The sequence below is a fragment of the Aquicoccus sp. SU-CL01552 genome (assembly GCF_040365005.1).
Taxonomy (GTDB): domain Bacteria; phylum Pseudomonadota; class Alphaproteobacteria; order Rhodobacterales; family Rhodobacteraceae; genus Antarcticimicrobium.
This window is the reverse complement of the sequence record NZ_BAABWV010000009.1, coordinates 163,476-176,426: the sequence shown is the minus strand read 5'-3', so window position 1 is coordinate 176,426 and position 12,951 is coordinate 163,476. Positions and strand designations below refer to the sequence as shown.

Genomic DNA, 12,951 nt, shown 5'->3' with positions numbered 1-12,951 from the left:
ATCGCGGTGAGCATGGGGTCGAGCCGATCTGCACTGTCCTGCCGATTGCCCCTTCCACCTATTATGAGCACCTGGCGAAGCGGGCTGATCCGGCCCGGTTGTCGGACCGTGCCCGGCGTGACCAGGCATTGCGGCCCGAGATCCTGCGTGTTTTCGAAGAGAACTGGCGGGTCTATGGCGTGCGGAAGATCTGGCGGCAATTGCAGCGGGAAGGTTTTGACGTCGCCCGCTGCACGGTTGGCCGGCTGATGAAGAGCATGGGTATTCAAGGCATCATCCGGGGCAAGCCGCACAAGACCACGGTTCCCGACAAGAAGGCGCCATGCCCGCTGGACAAGGTGAACCGGCAGTTCCGTGTGCCCGCGCCCAACATGCTCTGGGTTAGCGATTTCACCTATGTTGCCACCTGGAAGGGGTTCACCTATGTCGCCTTCGTTATCGATGCCTATGCCCGCAAGATCGTTGGTTGGCGTGTCAGCACCTCGGCGCATGCCGGGTTCGTTCTCGATGCTCTGGAGCAGGCTGTTCACGAGCGGCGGCCGACAAAGGCGATGGGGCTTGTTCACCACTCCGACCGCGGCAGCCAATACCTGTCGATCAAGTACACAGAGCGGTTGGGAGAAGCTGCTATCGAGCCCTCTGTCAGCAGCGTCGGAGACAGTTACGACAATGCCCTGGCCGAGACGATCAACGGCTTGTTCAAGGCCAAGGTCATTCACCGCCGCGGCCCTTGGCGCAACTTCGAGGCAGTGGAATACGCAACACTCGAATGGGTGGACTGGTTTAACAACCGCCGTCTGCTTGAGCCTATCGGGAACATTCCGCCGGCAGAAGCAGAGGCCAATTTCTATGCGGCTATGGAAACTGAGGAACGAGCCGCGTAACTAACTGCAATCAGCCTCCGGCAAACCCGGGGCGGTTCACAAGTCCCGTCATGCTGTGCCGGCTGCTTGAGCAAAACACCTCGCCCCGCGCGCACTTCACCCGGTCTCGGCGCGGCAGATCTTTTCCCATTCGGGGCTTCCCGGGCCGACTACGCAGCGCCCGTCCTGGCGCAAGCTCAGGCGCAGGCGGCATCTCTTGATTTCCTCCTTGAATTCGGTCGCGTGGATTGCGCGCACGGCGTCATAAAGGCTGCGGTGAAATGTGTCGTCCTTGGGGCTGAGGGTGTAAAATACCCATTTGCCATCCTTCTCGGCACGGACCAGGCCCGCCCGTAGCAGGATCTTCAGGTTGCGGGAGACATTGTAATGGGTCTCGCCCAGCACATCCATTGCCTCGGCCACGCAGATGCGTTCGTTTACCTGCAACAGCAGCCAGAACAGCCGAAGGCGGTGGGGCTCGGCTATGGCCTTGAGCACTTCGATATAGCGATCATCCATCCCGTTATTCCCTGGCAATCCTTCGTTGAGACTACCTAAGCCAACGGCAGGCAGCAACGCGGTGGTGGGATCTCAGTGGCTGCCACCGTCTTTCGCCAAGGAGGCCAGCATCATGCCAACTCCGACCAGGATCACGACGCCGGAATGGGTCGCGTGGAACAGGATTTCGCCTTTGCTCGCCCCTCTCAGCAGTGCGATCCAGAAAAGAGGGCAGAATATCCCGAGCAGAGCGATACTGGCGCCCGAGCGGGCGGACTGCGGCAGCCTGCGCGTCGTCACGGCGTGTTTCATAGCCCGCCACAGATGCGTGTAGGGGCAGAAGTTCAACAAACGGCCAAGTTTCATGATCGTACGGGTTCCTTTGCGGTCTGCGGTGTGGCGAGGAGGAAGCGGCGAATGACATGACACATGCCCTTGCTGTCTTCAGGTAAAAGCAGGCTGGAGCGAGCGCGCTCCAGAACTTGGGCATCGAAGCGATGGGAACTCACCGATAGAAAGGCATCGAGGAACGGAATTGTGAATTCAGGATGCCCTTGGAGAGTCAGCACCTGGCCCTCGAGGCCGGTGAAGTAGTTTGGGCAGAAATCGGAACCGGCATAGCGGTTCAGGTCAGGGGCGGGTTGAACCACCTGATCACGGTGCATGGCCGGCAGGGACAACTGTTGCCGGACCGGCAGCTTGGGCAGTTTGCGGGTCAAGCCCACTGAATAGACGCCGAGACCCCAGCCTCCGGCTGCGCGTTCGACCCGGCCACCCAGGGCATGGTGGATGATCTGGTGCCCGAAACAGATCCCGGCAAGCCGCCGTTTCCCGGCATGGGCGCGACGAATGAAACCGGTGAGCTGGGCGATCCATTCATGCTGGTCAAAGACGCTCGCCGGGCTTCCTCCGACGAGATAGGCATCGGCCTCGCCGACATCGCGCGGCAGCTCGCCCTTGTGGACATGCCAGACCCTGATGCGCGCCGCTCCAAGCTGGAACCGCTGCACGAGGCATTCGGCGTAGGTGCCAAACTTGGGTTGCAGGGCCTCGGGCGTATCACCGCAAAGCAACAGGCCGATCCGAGCTTGTTGTCCTCGCGGTGATTTCCCTTGAGCGCCGGCGTTAGGCGATGACAACAAAGAACGCCCCTCCGATCATGGCAAGCGTCAGCACCGTGACGACAAAAGCGACCACGGCCTTAGGCTTGAGGATCGACGAAATGATCGCGATTTCAGGCAGGCTGGCCCCGGTGCCACCGATCAGCAGCGCCATGGCAGCGCCCATGCCCATACCCTTGGCAATCAGGACCTGAAGCAAGGGCAGTGCCATCTCGATACGCAAGTACAGCGGCACGCCGATACCGGCGGCAATCGGGATCGCGTACCAGCTGTCGCTGCCGACGTATTTCTCGACCATATCCGCAGGCAGGAACGCCGCCGACAGGGCGCTGATCACGGCGCCGATCAAGACGTAAGGGATGATCCGTTTAAACAGGGCGAGGGCGAAGGGCATCGAAGCACGGATGCGCTGCGCATGGGGCAGCGTTGCGTGGGTAGAGGCTGCCGTATCGGCTGAAAAGACAATTGGCACGCCCGTGTCGTCGCAGCCAGACGTCGAGGTGGCAGCACAGCTTGTCGTGGCCACGGCGGGTGTTCCCCCGCATGTGGGGGCCGAGGCTGCGCTGCACGCCGAGGCAGGCGCGGCACCACAAGTTGCGGCCGGCGCGGACAGGTTACGCCGCACCGCGTGTTTCAGGGGCGTCAGGCCGATCAGATAGCCCGACAGGATCGCCCCGCCCAACGTGATGACGATATAGACCAGTGTCACCTTGACGCCGAAGGTCGCCAGGATCAGTCCGACTACCACGAAGTTGCACAACGGTGCCGAGATCAGGAAACCGAAGATCGTGCCCATCGAGGCGCCCACCTCGGCCATGCCCATGACTACCGGCACCATCGATGCACTGCAAAAGGGCGTGAGCGTGCCCAGAAGCGCTCCCATCAGCGGGCCGCGCTTCTCGTGTTTTGCCAGTTTCTTCTGAAGTTTTTCCTGCGGGATATATTCGCGCACGATGCCGGTGAGCACCGACACGACGGCGATGATGATGACGAGCGCCCCCCCGACGTGCAGGAACTCATCAAGGGCGATCTTCCAGGGACTGTCTTGCATCTTGTGACCATGACTGTTGTGATTCTAACAAACGCACATTAGCGCGAATGTGCATGTAATCAAGACGAGTACCACGCACTCTGTCACATGCCGCGGGTTGCGTGCCGATGCGGTGGAGGTGTCTTGGCTATTGATACTGCCGGTGCATTTCGGCAACGGCACAATGCTGTCCGAGGGCTGTAACCTGCGGCATAAGCGGTCTCTTCTGGAGGTCGAACCCATGGATGCCGGCGCGGCGCTGACCTGCCATGCGGTCCACGATGCTTGAGGGCAGGTGCCACGGTTGATCCAGAATGGGGCAAGGCCAACAAACCCGCGCGGCTCCTGCGCTGAACTTCGCCTGGAGCAGAGAACGTTCGCCCCAAGTCCCATCCCCTCCGCCGCTTGCCCTCGCGAAAGCGTTCTCCCGATCCGGCTGCGGCCGGATTTTCCCATTGCTTTCGAGGGTTATGCGGGTGGGGCTGGGCATGTAGGTGATGTCCGAGCGCCAAACCTGGTTCGGTCGCTCGACCGTCGGCCCCTTCAGTAGATAAGGATAGGTCTTGTGCCCCTTCGCTGGTCTGGCCGTACGGTTTTGCAACGGAACTCTTCGGTCGGTCGTGATGCCATCTGTAGTCTCCTTTGCGACACGATACGTGGCCAAAGGAGCGGCGCAATCTCGTGGCAGGTCCAAGTAGGTCAATGCGGTGTTACAGATGGCTGACACACCGCTGAAATCCCAAGCGAAATTGAAGTCAATGGGAGGAGATCAGATGAAGGCATTTGAACCAAGGCCGGTTACAGGGTTCGCTGGAGAAGGCGGCCGCTCGAGACGCTTGGTCACAATTCAATCAGGCGGTAGTGCAACGCGAGCGCTACGGCGTGTGCGCGGTTGCGTGCGCCCAACTTGGCGGTGGCGGATTTCAAATGGAGTGTCGCTGTCGGGACCGAGCGGCTGATGAGGTCCGCAATCTGCTTGGCGGTGTATCCTTGCGCAGAGTAATGCAGGCATTCAGCTTCACGAGGGGTAAGCATCGCGACAGTGGCCCGTTTCTCCTTGCTGGTAAAGCGGGCCAAGGCCGCCTCATGCATGATTTGGCCCATCAACCCCACCCGTTGCAGCATATCTCGCGTTTCATGCACGAAGAGGGGCCCGGCATCCTTCTGAATTACGGTGAAGGTGGCAAATCCGCCCGTAGTGCGATGCAGCGGCACGGTTATACCGCACGTCAAACCCGTGTCGTGCAAATAGGCCGAGACGGGTGCATGTTCGCCTTTCAGATGGCGGGCAAGCACGGTGTTCCTGCCCTGCTGGCGGTAGGACCAGGCAAATGGTGCGCTGCGTGTCAGGGCGATTTGCTGCACAGGGTCGTGTTGGTGATACTTCTGCTCACACCAAAGGTAGCGCATGTCCCGGGGGACGCGACGATGGCTGAGATGACTGGGAATGACCAGCGTGCCCTCAGGCGTCGTGGCCACGGGGCTGTAGTCATAGATGATGGCGTCAAATCCAGCCTGCCGCGCAGCACCATGAGCGGCATCCACGACGCCCGAGATGGAGGCAGACTCGCCGACATTGCACTTAAATTGATCAATGAATGTATGCATACCGTTAGGGCGATGTCCGCTACTGGTGGCTTCTTTAACCTTACACCTTTTGTTCGGGCGAAGACTATCAAATTTGGCAGGTAGACGCCTGTGCTTTCCCGTCGTTAGCATCAGATGACAGCACGAAAGGATTTTGCTCATGTGGTCTGAAATCGAGCCTGATGAGATCAAGGATGTCGCGGTCGACGGCCATACGGTCAAGACATACAGTTTCGGGACCGGTGAAAATGTAGTGCTTTGTGCAAATGGGGGGCCAGGCCTGCCTTGCGACTATCTGCGTGATTCACATTCCTGCCTTGCTTCCAAGGGATACCGCGTTGTCGCGTGGGATCAGCTTGGTACGGGAAACTCTGATCGACCGACCGATCCTGCACTCTGGACCATCCAGCGCTACGTGGAGGAGACCGAGACCGTGCGCAAAGCGCTCGGCCTTGGAAAGGTGCATTTTCTCGGCCAGTCCTGGGGTGGATGGCTTGGCATTGAATACGCGCTGACCTATCCGGGCAATCTTCGGTCGCTGATCCTGGAAAATACGGCAGGGAACATACCGCACCTGGTCTCGGAGTTGAATCGTCTCCGTGATGCGCTCGGCTCCGAAACGGTGGCTATGATGCAGCGGCATGAAGCTTTGGGCACGCTTGATCACCCCGAATATGAGGCCGCTGTCACGATCCTGAACTATCGCCATGTATGCAGGTTGGATGAATGGCCCGCGCCTGTAAGGCGCTCGCTCGACGACTGGAACATGGGGCCATACGGCACGATGCAGGGGCCGAACGAGTTTCTTTATACCGGCAACATGGCTGAGTGGAACCGCATCCCCGATATGCACAGAATTACTGTGCCGTGCCTGATCACGACCGGCCAGCACGACGAACTGACGCCCGCCTGTGCTCGGCTGATGCATGATCAGCTACCTGATTCCGAGATTCATGTCTTTCCCAATAGCAGCCATATGCCATTCTTCGAAGAACCTGAGGTTTATTTTCCAGCGCTTCTCAAGTTTCTCGAAAGGGCATCGCAAGCATGATGGCGCGCATCGCCGAAACCGGACGACTCGGCGACGGCTTTCGTGTCTGGGACGACCGCGCCGCCGATGAAGTGACGCAGATCGCAACTCCCCATGGCAATGTTACCGCATACAGCTATGGCAGCGGCGACAGGGTGCTTTTCTGCCTGAATGGTGGACCGGGCCTGCCTTGTGATTATTTGCGCGACTCTCACGTGCCGCTGGCCGATCTGGGTTTTCGAGTTGTCTCCTACGATCAGTTGGGCACCGGCGCGTCAGATGCTCCAACCGATCCGTCCCTGTGGGACATCGCCCGATATGCCGATGAGGTTGAGACGGTCCTGGATGCGCTCGGCCTCACGTCGGTCCATTTCTTGGGTCACTCTTGGGGCGGATGGTGCGGCATCGAGTACGCGTTGCGGCACCGAGGCAGGCTGCGCAGCATGACCTTGGCCAATACCTGTGCCGACATGCCTCATCTGCTGCAGCAGATCGCACGTCATCGCAACGCGCTGGGGGCTGAGACGGTCAAGATGATGCAGCGATATGAGGCATTGGGCTGGCTGGATCATCCGGCCTACGAGGCGGCCATTACGCTGCTGGATCATCGTCATATTCGCCGGATGGACCACCGGCCCCTACCTGTGCAACGCTCGAAGGATGGCTTCAACTTCGCAATTTTCAACACGATGCAGGGTCCGAACGAATACCATTATACCGGTAACCTCAAGGACTGGAACCGCCTGGCAGCGCTCAAGCACTTCGACTGGCCCTGCCTCGTGATACAAGGGATGCACGATGTATTGTCTCCGGCTTGTGGCATGAGGATGCACACCGCTTTGCCCAATTCGCGGATCGAGATATTTGCACGGTCGTCGCACTCGCCCTTCTATGAAGAGCCGCGCGCTTACCGCGCCGCCCTGACGGCGTTCTTGAACGATGTCGACAGGGTCGTCGAATGAGCCGCTATCGCTTTGTCCTCTATCGACCGCTCCAGTTGGTCCCGGTGTTGGTGGGCATCAGCATCATCACTTTCGTGCTGGTCCGTTCGATCCCGGGTGATCCGGCGCGCGTTCTTTTGGGGCCGCGTACAACCGAAACAGCGCTGGCCCGCGTGCGCGAGCAGTTCGGGTTGGATGAGCCGCTGTGGCTGCAATATTTTTATTTTGTGAAGAACCTCTTCAAGGGCGAGTTGGGCAAATCGATCCTCTACAAGGTCGACGTTCTGAAACTGATCGCAACCCGCATTGAGCCGACGCTGGTGCTGGTGATCGGCAGCGTTCTGCTGGCGCTTCTGATCGCCACGCCCATGGCCGCCATAGCGGCCCGGCGGCGTGGAAGCTGGGCGGATCACCTGATCCGCATCATTTCGACTGCGGGCCTCGGCTTTCCTGCGTTCTGGCTGGCGATCATGTTGATCCTGCTCTTCTCGGTTCAGTTGGGCTGGTTTCCAGTGACCGGCTATGGCCGCACGTTCTGGGACAAGGTGCATCACATGACACTGCCCTGCCTGACCACCGGTCTCGCGCTGGCGGCTGTGCTGACGCGCAATCTGCGCGCCTCGATCCTGTCCGAGCTTCAATCTGATCAGGCCACAGCTGCGCGCGCGCGAGGACTGCCGGAGAACGTCGTTTTCTGGCGGCACGTCGTACCAAATTCGCTGGTGCCGACGGTCAACCTTCTGGCGGTCAATATCGGCTGGCTTATCAGCGGATCGGTCGTGATCGAGACGGTATTTGCCATCCCCGGAATGGGCCAGCTCTTGGTGCGGGGCATCTTCACTCGAGATTACATGGTCGTGCAGGGTGTTGCGATGGTGTTTGCCTGCGCGACGGTGCTGGTGAACTTTCTCGCCGACATACTGACAGTGACGATAGACCCGAGGGTCAAGCTGTGAACGCCGTCGCCAAACTTCGCATGCGCGGAATCAGATGGCCGGGCAGGGTCACGCCACTGTTGTTGGGTGCGGGTATCTTGATCGCTTGGTTGTTGATCGCTTTGCTTGCGCCGCTGTTGGCCCCTTACGATCCGATCTATCAGGATGCCGCTGTGCGGCTTCAGCCGCCGTCGTGGGCGCATCCGCTGGGCACCGACAATTTCGGACGGGATATCCTGTCACGCGTCATCTGGGCCGCGCGGATCGACCTGCAGATCGCGCTCTTTGGCGTGGTCTTTCCCTTCGTCATCGGCACGATCGCCGGCAGCATATCAGGCTTTTTCGGGGGCTGGGTGGACACGGTTTTCATGCGGGTCATCGACGTGGTTCTGGCCTTTCCATTTCTCGTCCTGATGTTGGCGATCATCACGATCATCGGGCCGGGACTGGGGAGCTTCTACGTCGCGATGGCGCTGGTCGGTTGGGTATCCTACGCCCGGTTGATACGCGCGCAGTTCCTTGTTCTGAAGTCGTCCGATTTCGCCATGGCCGCTGTAAGCCTGGGGTACTCGAACACGCGAGTGATGTTTCGCCACATCATGCCCAACGCCATCCTCAGTTCTGTTGTCTTTTCGATGTCGGACGCGGTGCTGGTTCTGCTGAACGGTGCCGCAATCAGCTATCTTGGCCTTGGCGTTCAGCCGCCTGTCGCGGAGTGGGGCATCATGATCGCCGAGGGGCAAGGCTTCATTACGACCGCCTGGTGGATCACCACGTTTCCGGGAATTGCTATCGTGACGCTGGCGATGGGTTTCAGTCTGCTGGCCGACGGTCTGGGAGAAGCTCTGGGGGTGCGAGAATGACTGACGCCCCCATCCTGACCGTGACAAATCTCAGCGTGGCCTATGAGGATATGCGCACGTCGCACACCATCATCGACGGCGTGTCCTTCACGCTGCGCAAGGGCGAGATCCTCGGGATCGTGGGCGAGAGCGGATCGGGCAAGAGCATGACCTGCCGCGCGCTGATCCGCCTTCTGCCCAGTAGCCGATTGAAGGTGACAGGTGGTTCGGTCCAGCTTGAGGGCGGGGGCGATGTGCTGGCCTTGACTCCGCGCGAAATGACCGGCGTGCGCGGGCGGCGGATCGGTATGATTTTCCAGAACCCCGCCAGCCATCTGGACCCCGTGATGTCCATCGGTCGCCAAATCGCCGAGAGCATCCGTCACCATCGCGGTATTGGCCGCGCCGAGGCATGGGCGCGGATGCTGGATATTCTGCGGCAGGTCGGGATCCCCGATCCGGAAAGTCGTGCCAATGCCTATACGCATGAGTTCTCGGGCGGGATGCGCCAACGCGCGATGATCGCCGTGGCGCTGGCTTGTGATCCGGACATCCTGATCGCGGACGAGCCGACGACAGCGCTTGACGTCACGGTGCAGGCCCAGATTCTGCGGCTCTTGCAGCAATTGAGGGACGAGCGGGGCCTGTCGATCATCTTCATCACACATGATCTTGGGGTTGTCTATCAGCTCTGCGATACCGTTGCGGTGATGTATGCGGGGCGCGTGTGTGAGTACGGCCCCAAGGACGAGGTTATTCACCGTCCGCGCCATCACTACACGGCTGGGTTGATCGCATGCCAGCCCAGCAGCGAGGGTGGCACCGGGCCGGTCCACACTATCCCTGGTCAACCGCCGAACCCCGCCGACATGCCTGCGGGTTGCCGTTTTCATCCGCGCTGCGAAGCGGCGAATGCACTGTGTGCCAAGCTTCAGCCATCGCTGGATGAGGCCGAGCCCAGCCATGCATGCGCCTGCCACCACCCGGTGGGGATGCGTACGGAGGCGAAGACATGAGCGATCCGGTCCTTCTTGATGTGCGCAACCTGAGCGTGGAATTTTCCATGGCCCGCAGCCGGATGGGTCTTGGCCCGCCCCGCAGCCTGAGCGCTGTTTCGGACGTGTCCATGCGAGTCGCCGCAGGGGAAACCGTAGGTCTTGTCGGTGAAAGCGGCAGCGGCAAGAGCACTTTTGGTCGGGCTATCTTGCGGCTGGGTGAGGTGACAGCGGGCGAAGTCTTCTTGGACGGGCAGGACATGGCCCGCGCCCGCCGCGAGGATCTTGCGCGGCTGCGGCGCGAAACCGCGATGATTTTTCAGGATCCCTACGGCTCACTCAATCCGCGCCTGACGGTCAGGCAGGCGATCGGCGAAGTGCTATACGTTCATGGCAAGGTGGGCCCCGGCGCCGCCGAGGCACGAATTGCCGAGCTTCTGGACCTTGTCGGGCTGGACCCGGCATTGATGGATCGTCGTCCCGGTGATCTGAGCGGGGGCCAGTGCCAGCGGGTCGGCATTGCTCGCGCGCTGGCAATCGAGCCGCGGCTGATTGTGGCCGATGAATGCGTCGCGGCGCTGGACGTGTCGATCCAGGGACAGATCATCAACCTACTGATGGAATTGGGTCAGCGCATGCATCTGGGCATGATCTTCATCGCGCATGACCTGGCCATGGTACGGCGCCTCTGCGACCGGATCGCGGTGATGTATCTGGGGCGCATCGTTGAGGAAGGCCCGACCGAGGAAGTCTTCAAGGATCCGCGCCATCCCTACACCCGCTCGCTGATCGAGGCGATCCCCGAAATCGACCCGGCGCGCGGTTTGCCCTCGGCACCTTTGCCAGGCGAGCCGCCAAGCCCGGTCGATCTGCCCCAGGGCTGCGCTTTTCATCCGCGCTGCCCGCTGGCCCGCCCCGAATGCTGCGCCGCTGTGCCGCCGCTGGTGGGGCCCCGAGCGCATCGTGCCGCCTGCATCCTGGCGCCCGGCGGCAGACTGAACGAGGCAGGAGGCAACCTGTCGGAGACCCTATCCGCAACCCCTCACGAAAGGACTATGACATGCTGAAGAGCAGATTCACTCGCTATCTCGCCGCCGTTTCCGTAGCCGCACTGATGACCGGTACCGGCATCGCCGAGGCCGCAGGCGTTCTGACCATCGGTCGCCGCGAGGACGGCACCACCTTCGATCCAATCGCCACCGCGCAGAATATCGACTTCTGGGTCTTCGCCAATGTGTATGACGTGCTGGTGCGCGTCGACAAATCCGGCACCAAGCTGGAACCGGGTCTGGCCGAAAGCTGGGAAGTCAGCGAGGACGGCGCGACCTACACGTTCAAGATGCGGGACGCGAAGTTCTCGGACGGCAGCCAGATCACGTCAGAGGACGCCAAATTCTCGTTGGAGCGCATCCGGGATGACGAGGGCTCGCTTTGGTCCGATAGCTACCAGATCATCGAGAACATGGAGACGCCTGATCCCCAGACGCTCGTGGTCAGGCTCTCCGGCGCCTCGGCGCCGTTCCTTGCGTCGCTCGCCATGCCGGGCGCGTCAATCATCTCGAAGGCCGGCATGGAGGAAATGGGCGTCGAGGCCTATGCTGAGCGGCCCATCGCCTCGGGCGCCTTCTCGGTCGAGGACTGGCTGCGCGGCGATCGCGTGATCCTGGCCAAGAACCCCAATTTCTGGGAGGCGGACCGTGTCAGCCTTGATGGCGTCGAATGGATTTCGATCCCCGATGACAACACCCGCATCCTTAAGGTGCAGGCGGGCGAGATCGATGCCGCCATCTTCGTGCCCTTCGCGCGGATCGAGGATCTGAAAGCCGATCCCAATCTTAAGGTGCATCTGGACCAGTCTACCCGTGAGGATCATCTGCTCATCAACCACGCCAATCCGCCGTTGGACAAGAAGGCGGTACGTCAGGCGCTGGACATGGCCATCGACAAGCAGGCCATCGTGGATGCCGTGACCTTCGGGATCGGCGAGGTGGCCTATTCCTATATCCCCAAGGGGTCGCTCTATCACTACGAAGACAACCTGCAGCGCCCGCATGATCCCGAGAAGGCCAAGGAGATGCTGGCCGAAGCGGGAGCCGAGGGCTTGACGTTGGACTACCTTGTCAATGCGGGCGACCAAGTGGACGAGCAGATCGCCGTTCTGCTGCAGCAGCAACTGGACGAGGCGGGTATCACTGTGAATCTGCAGAAGATGGACCCAAGCCAGACATGGGACATGTTGGTGGCCGGCGAGTATGACCTGTCGGTCATGTACTGGACCAAGGATGTGATCGACCCCGACCAGAAGACGACCTTCGTCCTGGGTCACGATTCCAACAACAACTACATGACCAACTACACCAATCCCGAAGTCAAGGATCTGGTGGCGGCAGCTCGCGTCGAGATGGACGAGGCCAAGCGCGAGGCCATGTATGTCGACTTGCAGAAAATGGCCAAGGAGGACGTGAACTGGATCGATCTATATTACAGCCCTTACCGCAACGTGACGCAAAGCAACATCGAAGGCTTTTATCAGAACCCGCTTGGGCGGTTCTTTCTCGAAGATACGGTCAAGAATTAAACTGAAGGCCGTCCGTGCCGGCGCAAACAAGGCGCGCCGGCACGCGTAAGTGTTAAGTCCGGCATTTGGTGGGGCTGATTTTGGGTGAACCGCTCCGCCGAATGCCGGGGGTGAACCCCCACGTTTGAGGCCCGCAGGAATGCAGATTCTTGGGGCCGTGAGTTGGCGCCGCCTTGCCATGGCGTTCGGCTCCTCCCTGAGGGCTCGACGGCGAAAAGCTGGCTTTGCTCGTTGTACCATGTCAGCCAAAGACCGCGTCGCGCTGATCCTTTAGGCAACAGGGCGTCGGTTCGGATTCGAAACGATCCTTTTGACTGGTTGCGGAAATGGCTTTCCGAATAACTTGGACTAAGCACTGTAGGAAGTGTCGTCGATTTCAGCGAGCTTCCTCTTCTTCCATCTTCCCGCCATGGCAAGCTTGGAGAAAGTCTTGGAGAAGCTGATGCTTTGCCCCTGAACCGTCTTGCGGATCTGGACGCGATAGGAGCATTTTCCATTCGCGCTTGGCATCTCTTGAATGTTGGGTTCGAC

The 12,951-nt window shown here is 60.4% G+C and carries 13 protein-coding genes; 8 read left to right on the top strand and 5 right to left on the bottom strand.

Annotation, left to right across the window (positions count from 1 at the left end; genetic code table 11):
- A partial coding sequence (locus ABWV23_RS12280; RefSeq protein WP_353348099.1) for an IS3 family transposase occupies positions 1–884 on the top strand: 884 nt, incomplete at its 5' end.
- 96 nt (positions 885–980) lie between these two features.
- Here the strand turns inward: ABWV23_RS12280 and ABWV23_RS12275 are convergent.
- The 5 genes from ABWV23_RS12275 to ABWV23_RS12255 form a co-directional block, all read right to left on the bottom strand.
- The gene (locus ABWV23_RS12275) at positions 981–1,382 is read right to left on the bottom strand and encodes an ArsR/SmtB family transcription factor (RefSeq protein WP_353348097.1); all 402 of its coding nucleotides are present in this window, start codon (positions 1,380–1,382) and stop codon (positions 981–983) included.
- Positions 1,383–1,454: 72 nt separating this feature from the next.
- Positions 1,455–1,727 carry a hypothetical protein gene (locus ABWV23_RS12270; protein WP_353348095.1) on the bottom strand — a complete coding sequence of 91 codons (273 nt, stop codon included), beginning with the start codon at positions 1,725–1,727 and terminating at the stop codon, positions 1,455–1,457.
- Complete coding sequence (locus ABWV23_RS12265; RefSeq protein WP_353348109.1) at positions 1,724–2,371, bottom strand: type 1 glutamine amidotransferase; 648 nt, start codon at positions 2,369–2,371, stop codon at positions 1,724–1,726. The genes ABWV23_RS12270 and ABWV23_RS12265 overlap by 4 nt, the downstream gene beginning before the upstream one ends.
- 115 nt (positions 2,372–2,486) lie before the next feature.
- Positions 2,487–3,533 carry a permease gene (locus tag ABWV23_RS12260; protein WP_353348093.1) on the bottom strand — a complete coding sequence of 349 codons (1,047 nt, stop codon included), beginning with the start codon at positions 3,531–3,533 and terminating at the stop codon, positions 2,487–2,489.
- Positions 3,534–4,352: 819 nt separating this feature from the next.
- On the bottom strand, positions 4,353–5,261 hold the full coding sequence (locus ABWV23_RS12255) for a helix-turn-helix transcriptional regulator (protein ID WP_353348091.1): 909 nt from the start codon (positions 5,259–5,261) through the stop codon (positions 4,353–4,355).
- Here ABWV23_RS12255 and ABWV23_RS12250 point away from each other — a divergent pair.
- The 7 genes from ABWV23_RS12250 to ABWV23_RS12220 are packed head-to-tail and all read left to right on the top strand — an operon-like array spanning position 5,260 to position 12,420.
- Positions 5,260–6,150, top strand: a complete 891-nt coding sequence (locus tag ABWV23_RS12250) for a proline iminopeptidase-family hydrolase (protein WP_353348089.1) — start codon at positions 5,260–5,262, stop codon at positions 6,148–6,150. The two genes, ABWV23_RS12255 and ABWV23_RS12250, sit on opposite strands and share 2 nt — an antisense overlap.
- On the top strand, positions 6,147–7,091 hold the full coding sequence (locus tag ABWV23_RS12245; RefSeq protein WP_353348087.1) for a proline iminopeptidase-family hydrolase: 945 nt from the start codon (positions 6,147–6,149) through the stop codon (positions 7,089–7,091). The genes ABWV23_RS12250 and ABWV23_RS12245 overlap by 4 nt, the downstream gene beginning before the upstream one ends.
- Positions 7,088–8,026, top strand: coding sequence for an ABC transporter permease (locus tag ABWV23_RS12240; protein ID WP_353348085.1), 939 nt, complete (start codon positions 7,088–7,090; stop codon positions 8,024–8,026). The genes ABWV23_RS12245 and ABWV23_RS12240 overlap by 4 nt, the downstream gene beginning before the upstream one ends.
- On the top strand, positions 8,023–8,868 hold the full coding sequence (locus ABWV23_RS12235; protein WP_353348083.1) for an ABC transporter permease: 846 nt from the start codon (positions 8,023–8,025) through the stop codon (positions 8,866–8,868). Before ABWV23_RS12240 ends, ABWV23_RS12235 begins: the two co-directional genes overlap by 4 nt.
- Positions 8,865–9,863, top strand: coding sequence for an ABC transporter ATP-binding protein (locus ABWV23_RS12230; RefSeq protein ID WP_353348081.1), 999 nt, complete (start codon positions 8,865–8,867; stop codon positions 9,861–9,863). Before ABWV23_RS12235 ends, ABWV23_RS12230 begins: the two co-directional genes overlap by 4 nt.
- Positions 9,860–10,909 (top strand): ABC transporter ATP-binding protein, encoded by a 1,050-nt coding sequence (locus ABWV23_RS12225; protein ID WP_353348079.1) that lies wholly within the window; start codon positions 9,860–9,862, stop codon positions 10,907–10,909. Before ABWV23_RS12230 ends, ABWV23_RS12225 begins: the two co-directional genes overlap by 4 nt.
- Positions 10,903–12,420: an ABC transporter substrate-binding protein gene (locus tag ABWV23_RS12220; protein WP_353348077.1), complete on the top strand. Its 1,518-nt coding sequence runs from the start codon at positions 10,903–10,905 to the stop codon at positions 12,418–12,420. Before ABWV23_RS12225 ends, ABWV23_RS12220 begins: the two co-directional genes overlap by 7 nt.
- The last annotated feature ends 531 nt before the right edge of the window (positions 12,421–12,951 follow it).